The sequence below is a fragment of the Clostridium sp. ZBS2 genome (assembly GCF_023845855.1).
GTDB lineage: Bacteria > Bacillota > Clostridia > Clostridiales > Clostridiaceae > Clostridium > Clostridium aquiflavi.
Genome location: NZ_JAMQIF010000018.1, coordinates 51,686 through 67,452, shown reverse-complemented (window position 1 = coordinate 67,452; position 15,767 = coordinate 51,686). Strand labels below are relative to the sequence as shown.

General features: G+C 27.3%; 18 protein-coding genes and 1 other RNA gene. 3 read left to right on the top strand and 16 right to left on the bottom strand.

What is annotated here, in order from left to right; translation table 11 throughout:
• Positions 1-68: 68 nt before the first annotated feature.
• The 5 genes from NG918_RS11295 to NG918_RS11275 all read right to left on the bottom strand — a co-directional run bounded on the left by NG918_RS11295 (position 69) and on the right by NG918_RS11275 (position 3,263).
• On the bottom strand, positions 69-536 hold the full coding sequence (locus NG918_RS11295; protein WP_012450094.1) for a phage tail tube protein: 468 nt from the start codon (positions 534-536) through the stop codon (positions 69-71).
• An 18-nt stretch (positions 537-554) separates the two neighbouring features.
• The gene (locus NG918_RS11290) at positions 555-1,865 is read right to left on the bottom strand and encodes a phage tail sheath family protein (protein WP_252226233.1); all 1,311 of its coding nucleotides are present in this window, start codon (positions 1,863-1,865) and stop codon (positions 555-557) included.
• Positions 1,866-2,021: a hypothetical protein gene (locus tag NG918_RS11285; protein ID WP_012451514.1), complete on the bottom strand. Its 156-nt coding sequence runs from the start codon at positions 2,019-2,021 to the stop codon at positions 1,866-1,868.
• Positions 2,011-2,427 carry a phage tail terminator family protein gene (locus NG918_RS11280; protein WP_252226231.1) on the bottom strand — a complete coding sequence of 139 codons (417 nt, stop codon included), beginning with the start codon at positions 2,425-2,427 and terminating at the stop codon, positions 2,011-2,013. Before NG918_RS11280 ends, NG918_RS11285 begins: the two co-directional genes overlap by 11 nt.
• Positions 2,428-2,753: 326 nt before the next feature.
• Positions 2,754-3,263 (bottom strand): helix-turn-helix domain-containing protein, encoded by a 510-nt coding sequence (locus NG918_RS11275; protein WP_252212565.1) that lies wholly within the window; start codon positions 3,261-3,263, stop codon positions 2,754-2,756.
• Positions 3,264-3,518: 255 nt separating this feature from the next.
• Here NG918_RS11275 and NG918_RS11270 point away from each other — a divergent pair, with 255 nt between their 5' ends.
• On the top strand, positions 3,519-3,884 hold the full coding sequence (locus NG918_RS11270) for a helix-turn-helix domain-containing protein (protein ID WP_252226229.1): 366 nt from the start codon (positions 3,519-3,521) through the stop codon (positions 3,882-3,884).
• Between the two features lie 17 nt (positions 3,885-3,901).
• Complete coding sequence (locus NG918_RS11265) at positions 3,902-4,363, top strand: ImmA/IrrE family metallo-endopeptidase (protein WP_252226227.1); 462 nt, start codon at positions 3,902-3,904, stop codon at positions 4,361-4,363.
• 41 nt (positions 4,364-4,404) lie between these two features.
• Here NG918_RS11265 and rnpB read toward each other — a convergent pair.
• The 7 genes from rnpB to NG918_RS11230 form a co-directional block, all read right to left on the bottom strand.
• Positions 4,405-4,749, bottom strand: an RNA gene (gene rnpB / locus NG918_RS11260) — RNase P RNA component class A.
• 103 nt (positions 4,750-4,852) lie between these two features.
• Positions 4,853-5,089, bottom strand: coding sequence for a hypothetical protein (locus NG918_RS11255; protein WP_252212568.1), 237 nt, complete (start codon positions 5,087-5,089; stop codon positions 4,853-4,855).
• A 57-nt stretch (positions 5,090-5,146) separates the two neighbouring features.
• Positions 5,147-5,938 (bottom strand): Nif3-like dinuclear metal center hexameric protein, encoded by a 792-nt coding sequence (locus NG918_RS11250; protein WP_252212569.1) that lies wholly within the window; start codon positions 5,936-5,938, stop codon positions 5,147-5,149.
• 34 nt (positions 5,939-5,972) lie between these two features.
• The gene (locus NG918_RS11245) at positions 5,973-6,659 is read right to left on the bottom strand and encodes a tRNA (adenine(22)-N(1))-methyltransferase (protein ID WP_252226224.1); all 687 of its coding nucleotides are present in this window, start codon (positions 6,657-6,659) and stop codon (positions 5,973-5,975) included.
• Between the two features lie 92 nt (positions 6,660-6,751).
• Complete coding sequence (rpoD, locus tag NG918_RS11240) at positions 6,752-7,876, bottom strand: RNA polymerase sigma factor RpoD (RefSeq protein WP_252212571.1); 1,125 nt, start codon at positions 7,874-7,876, stop codon at positions 6,752-6,754.
• 5 nt (positions 7,877-7,881) lie between these two features.
• Positions 7,882-9,660, bottom strand: coding sequence for a DNA primase (dnaG, locus tag NG918_RS11235; protein ID WP_252212573.1), 1,779 nt, complete (start codon positions 9,658-9,660; stop codon positions 7,882-7,884).
• A 250-nt stretch (positions 9,661-9,910) separates the two neighbouring features.
• Positions 9,911-10,939: a deoxyguanosinetriphosphate triphosphohydrolase gene (locus NG918_RS11230; RefSeq protein ID WP_252212575.1), complete on the bottom strand. Its 1,029-nt coding sequence runs from the start codon at positions 10,937-10,939 to the stop codon at positions 9,911-9,913.
• A 186-nt stretch (positions 10,940-11,125) separates the two neighbouring features.
• Between NG918_RS11230 and NG918_RS11225 the strand changes: the two genes are divergently transcribed.
• Complete coding sequence (locus tag NG918_RS11225; protein WP_252212577.1) at positions 11,126-12,193, top strand: CotS family spore coat protein; 1,068 nt, start codon at positions 11,126-11,128, stop codon at positions 12,191-12,193.
• A 348-nt stretch (positions 12,194-12,541) separates the two neighbouring features.
• On the opposite strand, the gene NG918_RS11220 is transcribed toward NG918_RS11225, so the two are convergent.
• The 4 genes from NG918_RS11220 to NG918_RS11205 are packed head-to-tail and all read right to left on the bottom strand — an operon-like array spanning position 12,542 to position 15,606.
• The gene (locus NG918_RS11220; RefSeq protein WP_252212578.1) at positions 12,542-13,495 is read right to left on the bottom strand and encodes an NrtA/SsuA/CpmA family ABC transporter substrate-binding protein; all 954 of its coding nucleotides are present in this window, start codon (positions 13,493-13,495) and stop codon (positions 12,542-12,544) included.
• A 22-nt stretch (positions 13,496-13,517) separates the two neighbouring features.
• The gene (locus tag NG918_RS11215) at positions 13,518-14,231 is read right to left on the bottom strand and encodes an ABC transporter ATP-binding protein (RefSeq protein ID WP_252212579.1); all 714 of its coding nucleotides are present in this window, start codon (positions 14,229-14,231) and stop codon (positions 13,518-13,520) included.
• Entirely contained in the window at positions 14,224-14,988 is a 765-nt protein-coding gene (locus NG918_RS11210) for an ABC transporter permease (RefSeq protein ID WP_252212580.1), read from the bottom strand. Before NG918_RS11210 ends, NG918_RS11215 begins: the two co-directional genes overlap by 8 nt.
• Entirely contained in the window at positions 14,989-15,606 is a 618-nt protein-coding gene (locus NG918_RS11205; protein ID WP_252212581.1) for a hypothetical protein, read from the bottom strand.
• Positions 15,607-15,767 lie beyond the last annotated feature (161 nt).

Sequence of the window (15,767 nt, the reverse complement as noted above, 5' to 3'; positions counted from 1 at the left end):
AATTACAATGCCACTTTACCCATTGAATATATCAACGTATTCTGCTAAAACAGAGTAGATTTATAATATTAACCAATTACTGGTTTTCCGAATTTATCTAATAAGTCAACATCTTCATAAGTGAATGCCATTTCTTCTTCTAAAACTTCACTTTCTACATCAAACATAGCCATGCTTACTTTATCAAAGTTACATTTTTTTAATACAATTGTTTGCTTTCCAACTGTAGAAGTTGCATCTTCATTAGTGACTGTCATATCGAAATAAACATCTTTTCCTGTTTTAATATACTTTATCATCATTTCTCTAAATAAAGATGTTACATAATAAATTGTAAGTGTTCCTGTTCCTTTCCAGCCTGTAGCTTTATTTTGTTCAACTCTACTGCCTAAAGTTTTACCTGTTGTTTTAGTTTTTTCTGCATCTGATTCTAACTTTTTAGCATAAAATAATTCCTCATTTCTACCATTTACAGTTATGAACCCCTTTGCTTCTGTTCCACTTAAAGTATCACTAAAATTTAAAAAATTACTCATTTAATATTCCTCCAATCATTATATAAATACAGTCATATATATTTTTTCCATACTATCTACTGGTTGCGCATTAACATTTACAACAATAGAATCATTAGAATTTCCTTTAAGCACCTCAATATCATCTACAACTACATTTTCTAATGCTCCTTGTCCTTGTAATGTTTCTAAAATATTTAATATATCTTTCTTAAATAAGTTTCTTCCATCCTCGTTATTGCTTACTTTGCCAATATAAGATTCTTCCCACTTATATTTAATCTTGTCATTTATTCCATCTAAAACTCTTATAACTCTGTTTTTTCTAAAGTCAGATTTTTTATCCTCTGTAAAAGTCTTTAATGTGTTAATATCTTGTTCAATTAAAACTTGTTGCTTATTATTGATGAAGATTATTTCACCTTTTTTGATTATCTCTTTTATTTCGCTATCTGCATATCTAACATCAACATTGCTTGCACCTTCATATAAAGCATAAGTATTAGAATCAGCATAACCTGAGCTTGCTGTTAACGCTGCTACATATGCTGTTGCTTGTACATTAGTTACATGTACATCATCTTTAAGATACACACCATTCTTTATAGATATAATCCCTTCATAGTCTGCTTCTGCAAAGTTTGGTAAAACAGCTTGAACTTTTCTTCCCTCACATTCTCTTAATCTTTTAATAAACTCTTTTACAACCAACTTAGTGTCTGACTCATCATACGGTATTGCTACAGTATTGAAATCAAATAATTCTAATTCTGCTAAAAAGTCTACATAATCTTTTCCTGTAATAGGTTTATCTTCTCCACCTTCTAGTTTTGCTCCAGCAGATAAAGTTAGTGCACCTGATCCTTTAAAGTCTACAAGTGCATTAGATACTAATTCATCAATATTTTTTACAGTTTGTGTATCTAGTTTTGTATATTCTAGGAATGTAATTACATCAAATTTAGTTTCATCATTTACATTAGTTTGAATTTGAATTCTTATATCATTTCCTTTACTTCCACTCCATTTTGATGTTACTGCTAATTCTCCTAGTTTCTTCGTTGCTTTAACACCTTCATTAAGTCTGTATAATAAGACTGTTTTTGCTTTCTTTAAGGCTTCTTTAAGCATTAGAAGGCTTTCTTCATTTAGTTCTATTCCTATTACTCCTAACAAATCTGTTTCATTATCTATTTTTACTATTGTTTTTTCTGGTCCAAAAGGTAATACTAACGGTAACGCCATTACCCCTCTTTCATTATTGCTACTATCATTATTTTTTTTACTTTTAAAATTAACATAAGCTCCTGCTCTTATTTTATTTTGTTTTTCCCATGTTCCACCTGCCATTTATTTGACCTCCATATTATAAAATTTGTTTATTACATCTCTTGCATCATTTATGCTATAATCATCTTCAGCCAATAATGCATTTAAAATGTCCTTTTCATTTCTTGTAAAATGTTTAGATTGTACTAATTGCTCTTTTGAAAATTTACTTTCCAACAATATCTACCCCCATCTTTTGCATATTTACTTCTTCAATTGTTTTTAATATATTAAACTTTACTTGAAACTTAAAATGTAATATTCCCTCTGATATTTCATGCTCTTTATTAGATACTCTGTACTTTTTATTATCAACTTCTATATATTCAAGTGTTTTATATAAAGTATCAGCCATATTAAAATAATCTAAATTAATACTTTCTTTATTGCTTAAATAATTTACATCAAAATATATGACTTCCTTATATCGTCTATTTAATTCTTTTACTTGTTTTGAAGATAATACTTGCACAAAAAAACAAGGCTTCGTAAAACCTTGTTCCATAGCATCATCATATATATTTATCTCATGAAAGTTTTGAGATAACATTTTATTAATTTCAAGCTTTAATTTACTTATCATTCAAATTATCACCTCCCTTCAAGTACTGCTTTGTTTTGATTTAAGGTTATGTGTCTTTTTTTACTTTTCCACAATATCATTATCTCATGGTTATTATTTCATTAAAATAACATCTTTTTTTCATCTATTTTTCAAAACGATATTTCATGTGTACAATTTAGCTTTGTTATAATTAAAAGCACCTATATTTTCATACAAGTGCTTTTCCCATATAACTATATTTAAATTGTTGTTTTTGTGATTTCTTACTTTTCCACAATACCATTATCTCACGTTTATTATTTCATTAAAATAGCATCTTTTTTTCATGTATTTGTCATTATATTTTAACATACCTTCATTCCTTCTACTCCAAATAAATATATTCCTAACTCTTCTAACATCTCTTTAACCCATCTTCTAACTGTAATAACACCACAATTAAGCTCTTCTGCAACTTCTTCATATGTCTTTTCATCTATGAATAGTTTTTCTAATGCCAAATATTTCTCTACAACACCCTTTTTTCTTTGCTCTTTTTTTAATACCTCTAATGAAGAATCTATATGCGATATCATTATTAATGTTTTTACTTTACTTTGTTTTATACTTAATATATACAATTCATCATATTCTTCTTTTTCTAATTCAATCTTATCAGTATTTGTTATATCATTTATATCACTTATTGAATAAATAATATGAGATTTTAAATCATTATAATGTTTCATTAATAATTTGGTATTATGAAAAACTTTTTTCTTATCTAAATCTTTTTGTTCCTTGTCATATTCTTTTATTGCTGTTTTAACTGCCATTTCTATAATTCCTTCTATATTCATTTCTTGTAATTCCATAATTGTTTACTCCCCCTCAATAAAATTTAAACTTTGTTTTAAAACATATCAAAACTCTAATTAATCTATAAATACATCTTATATCCGGTTTACCGTTTATGCAAATCTAATTTATTACGTTTTTCCGGTATTCTAGTTTAATTTTTATGCATTTTCTCTCATTTATTCGGTTTTCTGTATACAATTGTTTACTTTTTCCATATTAAATGATATTATATTTCTGTAAACCGGAATAAATATAAAGGGGTGATTTCTATGAGCTATATAGGTAACTTTTTAAAAAATAAAAGAATTGAAAAAAAATTCACATTAAAAGACCTATCAGATTTGAGTGGTGTTGGACCAAGTACAATTTCAGATATAGAAACTGGTAAGGCCTTAAATCCTCGAATGATAACACTTCAAAAGCTAGCTTCTTCTCTTGATATATCCGTAAATGATTTTTTTGAAGAAACAAAAATTGATATTATAGATGAAAATTCAATAAAAAATGTAGATATTGAAAAACAAAAACAAATTGATACAGTTGCAGCACATTTAGAAGATAAACATTTAACTCCAAAAAAAGTCAAATTACTAAAAGATTACATAGATGCTTTATTTGATGATGAAAATTGGTAACTTACATGAGTAATTTAATGACATATGAAGATTTGCTTATATATGCTCAAAATAAGGGGTTAAATATTAAAGAAAAAAAATTAAAATTTAATTTTAAGGGATTATATAAGAATAGCCGAATACTTATTAATTCTGATATTGACACAGATATCGAACGTAAATGTATTCTAATTGAAGAGATAGGACATCATGAAACATCCTTTGGAAATATAATTGACTATAATAATCTTAACAGTAAAAAACAAGAATTGAGAGCTCGGAGATGGGCAAATGAAAAACTTATTGAAATAAAAGATCTAATTTGTGCTTATAATTATGGTGTGAAAAATAAATATGAATTAGCTGATTTTTTTGGGGTAACTGAAGAATTCTTAAATGATACCATTATTAACTACAGAAAAAAATATGGTATTTGCTATAAGATAGATTCTTATTTAATATATTTTGAACCAAACTTAGGAATATTGAAATTAGTTTAAATAAAAAGAACACTAGACGTTAACCTAGTGTTCTTCATATTTGTACGAGACAAGCCGTAAGCGGGGTTCTGTATTAAGCAATCATCTATCTAGGCTCATTGTTGCCAATGAGCTCAAGCGACGCACCCGGAGGCGGGACGGGCAATCCCTTAATGCCTCTCTATTCGGTCTTGCTCCAAGTGGGGTTTACATAGCCGTGATGTCACCATCACGCTGGTGAGCTCTTACCTCGCCTTTCCACCCTTACCTAAGTAAACTTAGGCGGTATATCTCTGTTGCACTATCCTTCAAGTCGCCTTGACTGGACGTTATCCAGCACCCTGCCCTATGGAGCCCCGACTTTCCTCTCCTGGGTCAAGCCCAGCAGCGATTGCACGTTTTGCTCGCAAGATTTATATTATCACACATCTTATAATTTTACAAATAAAAATTTAATAATTTTTTTGGTAATTATTAAGCTAAGTGATAAAGTTACTAAATATTTTTATTTTATACCAAAATAAATAATAATATTAATAAAGTTATTATTAATACACCATAAATATTAACCCCACATAAAAGTAGTGATGCAAGTATCATTGCTCCTACTACAGCTTTAGGACAAAAGTACCAAGGACAAGGACCTTGAAAGAATGGAAACCACCCACCTCTTCTTCTCCCTCCCCTAAAACATCTCCTCATATTTTTGCACATATGTTTAAAACTTTTATTATTGTCATCTCCCATAATACCCACCTATAAATTGCTCTCACAATTAATATATGCAGATATTACTTAATTTAGTTAAATAAAATCATATGGATCTTCACATTTTTCTGAAACTATAAACTTTATTTCTTTAAATTTATTCTTTAAGAATTCTAAACTTTTTATAAATGCTAACCATTCAGTTGAAAAATGTCCCGCATCTATTATATTGATCCCATATTCTTTAAAATCAGAAGCAAAATGATAAGTTGTATCACCAGTTATTATGCAATTTACTCCAAGTTCTTTACACATATAGAAAAAATCTTGACCACTACCATTAATTATTGCTAATTTATTTATATGATTATCACCTTTTACAACTCTCATATTTTTAATATTTAGTTTTTCTTTAAGATTACTTACTATTTCTTCAATATTAATATTTTTTTCTAGTTCTACAATTCTGCCTAGTCCACATTCTTCAAATCCTTTAATATTAGAACTTTCAATTATTTTACTATATTTCAAATCTAATAATTCAAGTAATGCATCATTAATTCCATCCTTAGCAGAATCTAAATTAGTATGACATGAATATAAACTTATATCATTTTTTATTAAATCTATAACTTTATCACCTAATAAATCTCCATTTATTATACTTTTAGGCTTTTTAAATATTAGAGGATGATGAGTTATTATTAAGTCAACTTTATTATCAATAGCTTCTTTTATAACTTTTTTAGTACAGTCTAAAGCTAATAAAACTGTTTTTACTTCTTTATTTTCATCTCCAACCATTAATCCAACATTATCAAAATCCTCTTTTAAAAATTTAGGAGCTTTTTCCTCAATGATATTTGCAATATCTTTTACTAAAACCATATAAATCCCTCCATTGTATTTTTTTCAATAGCTATTATTTTATAAAATTTTCTAGAATTTTTATTTTATTATGTAGTTCTTCTTTTCTTAATTTAGCAGATTCAGTTTCTTCTTTTATGAAGCATAAAATTTTATTGTATTTTTCAATTTTAATCTTTATATATTCTTTTATTAACTTATTATTCTCTTTTAACATTATTGGACTTATTTCATAAAATATAGGCTCTAATTTGGTTTTTTCTCGCATTTTATATTTCACCTTAAATAATTCATAAAATTGACCTTCATCAAAACATAAGTCTTCATTTAAAATCTCATAATTGTTATTATATAAGTATTCTCTTAATACTTCTGGATTTTGAGCTGGTTGAAGAATTAAATAATCTAATTTTTTAACTTTATTAATATCTTCTTCTAATATATCTCTTATTAGATTTCCACCCATTCCAGCTATTATCACACCTTGTACTTCATTCTTCTTTAAAGGTGAAAGACCTCCCCCTAAACGTAAATCTATTTTATCTATAACTCCATCTAATGAAGCATTAATCTTTGCTTTTTGAAGTGGATCTTTATTTATATCACTTGCAATTACTTTTTTTACCATTTTATTTTTTACTAAGTAAATTGGTATATATCCATGATCAGTTCCTACGTCCATTACAGCATCACATTTATCAACATATTCTAATATCCAATTTAATCTTTTGCTTAAATCCATAATTTATCTCCTCTTCTATTTATCATTATTTAAATTTCAAAAAATTCTATAATTTCTTATACTATAAAAAAGAGCACCTGTAAAGGTGCTTTTTAATCTAGATAATCTTTTAATTTCTTACTTCTTGATGGATGTCTAAGCTTTCTTAATGCTTTAGCTTCAATTTGTCTAATTCTTTCTCTTGTTACATTAAACTCTTTTCCTACTTCTTCAAGGGTTCTAGCTCTTCCATCATCTAGTCCAAACCTTAGTCTTAGAACTTTTTCTTCTCTTGGAGTTAAAGTATCTAATACATTTATTAATTGTTCTTTCAGCATTGTAAATGCTGCTGCTTCTGCTGGAGCTGGAGCTTCATCGTCTGGTATAAAGTCACCTAAGTGAGAATCTTCTTCTTCACCAATAGGTGTTTCTAATGATACTGGCTCTTGAGCGATTTTTTGAATTTCACGTACTTTATCTACTGGTAATTCCATTACCTTTGAAATTTCTTCTGGAAAAGGATCTCTACCCAATTCTTGTAATAATTGTCTTTGAACTCTTATTAACTTATTGATAGTTTCTACCATATGAACTGGTATTCTAATAGTTCTAGCTTGATCCGCAATGGCTCTAGTTATTGCCTGTCTAATCCACCATGTTGCATAAGTAGAAAATTTAAAACCCTTTCTATAGTCAAATTTCTCTACTGCTTTTATAAGACCTAAGTTCCCTTCTTGAATTAAGTCTAAGAATAACATACCTCTACCAACATATCTTTTAGCTATACTTACTACTAATCTTAAATTAGCTTCTGCAAGTTTCTTCTTAGCTACTGGATCGCCTTCTTCAATTCTCTTAGCATAATCTATTTCTTGTTCTGATGATAATAAAGGTACTTTACCTATTTCCTTCAAGTACATTCTAACAGGGTCATCTATTGCAATTCCTTCTAAAACTGTTAAATCTATCTCTTCTTCAACTTCTGGTGCATCAGTTGCACCACCGATTACTTCAATTCCCATCATTTCAAGTACTTCATAAATTTTTTCTATTTGCTCTGGACTTAAATCTATATGATCTATTTCATCCATAATTTCTTTATAAGTCAAAGAACCATTTTTCTTACCTTTATCAATCAGACCTTTTACCATGGCCATTTTAGCACTTTTATCTTCTTTTCCTTTTTCGGTCTTATTCTTAACTTTTTGCTCCATACTTTCTTTACCTCCTTCTGCCATGACCATTAACCTCTCTTTCTTTTTTTCAATATTTCTAAATTTGTTAACTTAACTGCAAGTTTTATAGACTCCTCAATCATTCCCTTATCTTCCAATCTTTTTTGTTCATTTTTTAAATCATTGATTTCTAATTGTAGTTTAAAACACTTTACTTCATTTAAATAATCATTGATTAACTTATCTTTGTTACTTAGGTCTAGAATCTCAAGTTCTTTTATCTCAATCCATTCTTTTGAACTTTCAATTTCATCACATCTATTTTCCACATATGATTCTACATTATTAGAATTTTCATTTTTAGCTTCTAATATTAAAGAATATATTCTTTTATGAGAATCTAATATAAAATCCTCTAAGCTCATACTATCTTTAATTTGGTCATAGATTTCTTCGTTTAACATTAATTTAAGTAAAGCTCTTTCCGCTTTTAAATATGCAGGCTCTATATATAATTTTGTTCCAAAATATTCCTTTTTATTCACATAATTATCTTCTTTTTGGTTTTTTGACATTACTTGTGAAAGTAAATCATATAGTGCCTGTTCTTTTATACCAGTATCTTCTGAAATTTTCTTTATATATACATCTTTTTCTACTGGATTTAAGTCTGCTAAAATTTCTGCTACTTTTTCTCCATACCTAATTAAATTATTTCTGTCCTTTAAATTTATGCCTTCTCTTATTCTTTTAATTCTGTATTCAATTAAAGGTAGTGCTTCCCTTGCTAGTTTTAAAAAAGCATCTTTTCCATTACTTCTTACAAACTCATCTGGATCTTTTCCTTGTGGAATTACAAGTACCTTAACTTCAAAACCAGAATTTCTAAGTATCTCAAGACCTCTTAAAGTAGCTGTTTGCCCTGCAATATCTGCATCATATGATATAATAACATTGTTCGTATATCGCTTTAAGAGTTTAGCTTGATTGTTAGTTAGAGCTGTTCCCAATGACGCAACAACATTTGTTACCCCATACTGATGAAGCGTTATTAAGTCCATATACCCTTCAACAATTATCATATAATCCTCTTTAAGCTTGTTTTTGACTGCAAAATTTAATCCATAAAGATTAATTCCTTTTTGAAATATTGTAGTTTCAGGTGAATTTAAATACTTAGGTTTTGAATCATCTAATACTCTTCCTCCAAACCCAATGACTCTACCTTTCACATCAAAAACAGGAAACATAACTCGATTTCTAAATCTGTCATATATATTTCCTTTCTCTTGATTTTTTGAAACCAATCCTGCTTCTATTAAAAAGTCATCTTTATATCCCTTAGTTCTTAAATAAGTAATCAGATCTCTCCAACTATTCTTAGAATATCCAAGTCCAAACTTCTTTATAGTTGCTTCTTTTATTCCTCTGTTAAGAAAATAATCTTTTGCTAAATGTATTTTTTGCAAATTAGTAAAGTAATATCTTCCAGTTTCTACATTAATTTTATATAATATCTCCCTCTTTTTAATAAACTGAGGCGTTTCGTTAGAATGTAGATTTATAGGAATATTAGCTTTATTAGCTAAATACTTTACCGCTTCTACAAATGTAAGATTTTTTTGTTTCATAATAAAGGTTAAAACATTACCAGCTTCTCCACATGCAAAACATTTATATATTTGCTTTTCTTGCGAAACGCTAAATGATGGTGTTTTATCACTATGAAACGGACATAACCCTATATAATTTTTTCCTGTTCTCTTTAATCTTACACTTTCTGATATAATATCCACTATATCAGTTTGTTCTTTTACTTTTTCAATAATTTCTTGTGGAATTTGCAAGGAGACATCTCCCTCCTTACTTAATTTTTCAACAATTATATAATATTCGACATCATACTCACTTTTCCTTCTTAATTATCCAAAAAAATTTTTTTATATTATGTCATTGAATTAATAATTCTTTTTTTTACCTTATAATCCTCTTTTTTCATTACAAAATTTGTTTGCCCAATTTATTGGTATTTTATACTACAAGAATACATTAGATATTCTTGATTCTAGCTTTACCATTATAAATTTATTTAAACAGCTAATATATTACTAATTTAGGAACATACAATCTATTAAACAAAGATAAACAGTAATCATCGCTCATTCCAGCTATATAATCTGCAACACCTCTTTCTAAACCTTCTTTTTCTACTATATCCTTATATAATTCCGGCATTTCTTCCGGTTTATTACTATAGTAATTTAAAAGTTGCCTTAATATAAATTTCGCCTTATCTCTTTCCACCTTTAATGTATCTCCTAAATATATATTTTCAAACATAAATTTTCTAAGTTTAATCATTATTTCTTCAGTTTCTTCATCTAAGGAAACTTTCTTGATTCCATTTTCAATATTATTGTTTGATGTTTTTATAAAATTTTTAATTAATTTTTCCATTCTCTCATCTGAAGAATTACCTAATACTTTTTTTATATCACTTGGAATATCACTTTCTTTTAATAAGCCAGCTCTTATGGAATCATCTATATCATGATTTAAATAAGCAATTTTATCACTATACTTTACTACAGTGCCTTCTAATGTTAATGATTTATTACTTTTCCCACCAAATCCACTATGATTTAGTATTCCATCAAGAACTTCTTTACTTAAATTAAGTCCTTCTCCATCATTCTCCAACTTATTTACAACTCTAACACTTTGCTCATTATGCCTAAAGCCTTCTTCTAAGTATTCATTTAAAACCTCTTCTCCATTATGTGCAAATGCAACATGACCTAAATCATGTCCTAACGCTATAGCTTCAATTAAATTTTCATTTAATCCGATACCAACGCCTATGTTCCTAGCTACTTGTGCAACTTCTAAGGTATGAGTTAATCTGGTTCTATAATGATCACCAAATGTTTTTATATATACCTGAGTTTTATGTTTTAATCTTCTAAATGACTTACTATGAATAATTCTGTCTCTATCAATCATATAGCAAGTTCTAATATCATCATCATCTTCTTGTTTATTCCTTCCTAAAGAGTGAGAGGAAAAAGAGGCTTCCTTAATAAATGTCAAGTTTTCAAAATACTCAATTTTTTCCCTTATATTCATATACTTCACCTCTTCTTATCTATTCTATATATATCATTAAAATCCTTTATAAATTCATAAAATTATTATTTACCAAAACCTTATTAATTATTGTTATACTTTAATTTTTTATTTCCTTTTTTATGTATATTTATAGTTTTTTATTAATATCATAGTAATGAATAAATTTATAAGGAGAAGTATTTTATGGAACCAGAATTAAATTTATTAGAAAAATCAAATCTATCACCTGATATAATAAAAAACACTGTTTTAAAACATTATAATTTACAAAATGCTAAGGTAGACGTAGTTAAATTTAAAGATACTGCTAAACAAAGAGCTGTATATAAAGTAGAAGCTAATAATAAATGCTATTGTTTAAAAAAAGTTTATTATGATTTACCCGATTTACTATATGTATATTCTGCTAATGAATGGGTTTACAGATACGGTATACAAGTTCCAAAATTTATTCCCACTACTGATAATAATAGATTTGTATCTTATTCAGACATGCTATTTATACTAACACCTTGGATTGACGGTGTAAAATGTAATTTTGATGATCTAAACCACGTTATACTTTCTATAAAAAAACTTGCTAATATGCATCTAATTTCAACAGATTTTCAACCTATTCTAGGAAGTTCATATAAGGTAGGTCTTGATGATTACTACATATCAACCTTAAAACATTTTGAACAATTATTAACTATATCTAATCAAGCTTTCAAATATAAGGATGATTTTTCTAAAGAATTTATATCTAATTTTGATGTTAATTTATATCTTGCAAAACTCTCTTTAGATATAGCTTACAATATTGATAATGAAGACTTAAGCACTTCATTATGTCATGGTGATTATGTAAATAAGAATATAATTTTCACTAAAGATTTAGAAACATGCATAATAGATTTTGATAAATGTAAAATCGATTATTGCGCTAAAGACTTAGCTTACTTTATGCGTAGACTTCTTAAACGTGAAAATACAAATTGGAATGTTGATTTAGCTTTATCTATAATAAAAACCTATAATGAAATCTTTAAATTAACACCTTCTGATTTAAGATATTTATTATCCTATATTTGTTTTCCTCAAAAATATTGGAGAATTTCAAGGGATTATTATAGAAATATATCAAAATGCAATAAAACTGCCTTTTTAACACTCTTAAAAAATACAACATCAAAGAGTACTACTCAATATAACTTTGCATTAGAATTACTGATGAATATAAAAAATGAATTTAATATACTTTTGGTATAAAAAAGTGGCTGTACCACTTTTACTTCGTGGTTAGTATTTTTACTATTCAATATTCCTAAGACCATTGATATTATTAAACTTAAGCAAATAAAAATTTTATAATTTTTTGTACAATAAAAAACACGCAATGGAATTTACCATTACGTGCTTTTTATATTTTATTTCAACATATAATTTATCTTTTACTATTATCTACTATTTTTAACCTGAGCTTGTACTACTGCTATCATATACAATGAATTTCTGTATTTAATATATCTGAATTACCTTTTCCTAAATCATCAATACCACTTTTCAGAAGGTTTTTTATTTATCTCTTTGATTTACTCATAATCAAAATATCTTGAACTATTTATATAGTAATTCTTTAACATCAACTTTAGTTTCTTGAAGTCCATTTTGTATTAAAAATTCTTGTGTTTCTTCTAATGATTTCATATCAGCATCTGTTATTTCTAAAGAAAAATCATACCATGCATACATTTCTTTTGTTTCTTCAACTGTTAAACCAACCTCATTTGCAACCTTTTCCATTGCTTCTTCATAATTTGATTTTATATAATTTAATGTTTCTTCTTCTACTTTTAAAAATCTTTTAACTATTTCTGGGTTTTTTTCCGCAAATTCTTTGCTTACTGCTGTTACAATAATTCCATCAACTAATCCTTCACCATTAGCTATAACTCTACTACCTGAATTTATTGCCTTTAGTGCAGTTGGTCCTGCAATCAAGGCAGCATCTATACTTCCATCTTCTAACGCTGTAGCTGCATCTGCAATTCCCATATTAATAAATTCTACATCATCAATACTACATCCTTCACTTTGTAAAGATGCAATTAATACTTGATGTAATATTGTTCCCTTAGGTCCAGCTACCTTTTTACCTACTAAATCTTTTACTGACGTAATAGCTTCATTTTTAGCCAAAATCATAAATCCTTTTGGAGATCTACTATATGTGTTTAATATTTCTAGTTCAACGCCATTTGATGCTGCAATTAATGCAGATGTGCCACCTAGAGCATGTAAAAAGTCCAATTCTCCTGCTGCTAAAGCTTGAGTTTGATCTGGTCCTGATGTTATTTCATGAAAATTAACTGTAATACCATCATCAGCAAATTCATTACTAAATAGATTATCATTTTTTTGAAGAATAGATGGTACATTTAGTGGTGCTTTTACATATGTAAGATTTATCTCTTTTAATTCATTATTTGTTTTTGTAGTTTTACACCCAATTATACTTGTTGTAACCAATGTTAATGTTAATACTGTAGTTAATATCTTTTTTAAATTCATTTTTTATCTCCTGTTCTTTCTATTATTTATATCTTAATATTTTTAAAATTTCTTTTTTCAATTTAATATTTTCTAAAGCATCATTATTTTGTTGCTTTACATTAAATTGTTTAAGATTCATGTCACTTGTAAACACAATAATATTTGTACCTATAGTTAAAGCTTCATCTATGTCGTGAGTTACAAAAATAACTCCCTTATTAGTAGCCTTATGAATTGCTATTACCTCATTTTGCATATCCATTCGTGTAAAATAATCTAATGCCGAAAAAGGTTCATCCATTAATAAAAAATCTGGTTCAAATGAAAGTGCTCGTGCAATACTTACCCTTTGTGCCATTCCCCCTGATAATTCATTAGGGTATGAATTTCTAAACTTCTCTAACCGCATCATGGAAAGATATAACTCTATATCTTTCTTGGAAGATTTTCTATGAAAATTTATATTTTCACTAACATTTAACCATGGCATAAGTCGACTTTCTTGAAATACCAATCCAACCTTAGGTTTTATTTTTTTATCTCCTTTAATAAATTCAATATTTCCATTACTTAATTCCTCTAACCCTGCAATAATTCTTAATAATGTAGTTTTTCCACAACCACTTGCACCAAGTATTACAGTAATATCTTCTGAATATATATCTAATGAAATATCTTCTAATACTACATGTTCCTGTCCATTTATTTCATATATCTTATTAACATTTTTTAATTTATATTTTGAGCTATTCATATGCTTCCACCGTCTTCCCTTTGCTTACTTTTTTAACAAGCTTAGCAAATAAAAAGTCACAAATTACACCTAATACTCCAATTACTATAATCCCTACTATTACAATATCAGTTCTAGACATTTCTTTACCATCTGAAATAAGATAACCAAGACCTGATGATGCTGCAATTAATTCTGCACCAATAATAGCCCTAAAGCTATAACCTAATGATAACTTTAATCCAACCACTATATCTAATAATGCATTAGGAATGATTATTCTTGTTATTATTTGTAATCTATTTATTTCAAATGCTTTTCCAACTTCTATTAATTTAGGATCACAATTACGAATTCCCTTTAATGTGCTTGTGAATATTGGGAAAAATGCTGCTAAAACAATAATTATTATTTTAGTGCTTTCTCCTATTCCAAACCATAAAATTAGCATTGGTATCATTGCTAAAGGTGGAACATTTCTTAAAAAGTTTAATATTACCTTCCAATACTCATATATATTGTTATTCATTCCAAATGCTATTCCCAATGGAATTCCAATTACTGCACTAATTCCAAATCCAATAAATACACGTCTCATGCTAGTATAAATATGTATAAAAATACTTCCATTCTGAATCATATTTATGAATGTATTAAATACTTTTTGGGGTGTTGGTAATATATAACTACTCCAAATTCCTATATCACAAACAATCTGCCAGGCAGCTAATAAGATTATAAAAATTAAATATCCTTTTATATGTTTCCATATCTTCATTTATAGACCATCTCCATTATTACATCCATCTTTACAATATAACATTTCTATAATATCATATTTCTTTTGATTTTTTTTAATAGCTGAAATTATCATATCTTCATTTGATAATTTCAATACGTTTTCAAATGTATTATCAAAAAATCCTAATGGTATTGGTGATGCTTTAATTTTGCCTAAAGATTTCATTCCTTCGCTTTCAATAAACTCTTTCCATGTTAATACTATAATTTCTTTTTTATCTTCTAACTTTTTTGCAGTAAAATCTCTTAGTTGAGTACATGGACATGTAATAATTAAAGAATCGTTTTCTTTAGATATATATTTATCATATAAAACTCTTGATGTTCTAATTAAAATTGGTTCAATATCTGGAACATCATATCCATCTGTTAATTCATATTCTTTTAATACTTTAATAGTTTGTGGACATCTACAATCTAAAATAGTATTTTTATTTTTCTCTGCATATGATTTATATTGTTTTTTCACATAATCTAACTGTGATTCACAGCTTACTAATACATAACCCTTTTTAATCAACGCTTCTTCTATTGTATTTATATCTTTTCCATACATCTTCTCCGCTACGGGATTAATCCATAAAAATTTGCTCATTTTTTCCCCTTATTGATTTTGATTATCATTTTCTTTATAATTATACTGTCTCCCATTATAGCATGTCAACTTTTTTATTAAATTTAACTTTTAATAAGTTTCTTACTTTTAGCATTTTACTCCAAGTAAAATTTTCATTAATAAATTGTATAAAAATAGAG